Below are 468 nucleotides of genomic sequence, written 5' to 3' on the forward strand. Positions count from 1 at the left end.
TAGCAGGTGCATTTGTTGCCGCTTTTGACGCAGGCGGCGGGGTAAGGCATGGTTTGGATGTTGCGGTTATGGCTGTTGTAGATGGGTGCCGTCCACGGCTGGCCGTCGATGCTGGGAATGTAGTCGGATGCGCTTAATGGACGGTTCGGATCTTGGGCGGGCATCTGCTGCATATGTTGTTGTTGGCCGTAAACGCCGCCTGATGCGTTTTGCGGGGCGTTTGGCTGTTGGCCTTGGGTTTGCCCTTGTCCGGCTTCTGGCTGGGCTTCCTGCGCCTGCTGCGGCTGCAATCTGGCCTGATAGCTGTTGTTGAGCTTGTAGGCGTTATAGGCAACAAAGCCGATTGCCAAGGGCATTACCCAAATCCACGAGCTTAAGGATCCTTTGAGTTTGGTGTGTTCTTCGGCGCTTTTATACATGCCGAATGCGTCTTTTTTCAGCCAGTAGATGCTGTTTTTAGCGTCTGCA

General features: G+C 54.5%; 1 pseudogene. It reads right to left on the reverse strand.

What is annotated here, in order from left to right:
- Window positions 1–468, reverse strand: a pseudogene (locus MB824_RS03445) (zonular occludens toxin family protein); the annotation flags it as partial.

The organism is Kingella pumchi, assembly GCF_022288825.1.
Classification (GTDB): Bacteria; Pseudomonadota; Gammaproteobacteria; order Burkholderiales; family Neisseriaceae; genus Kingella_D; species Kingella_D pumchi.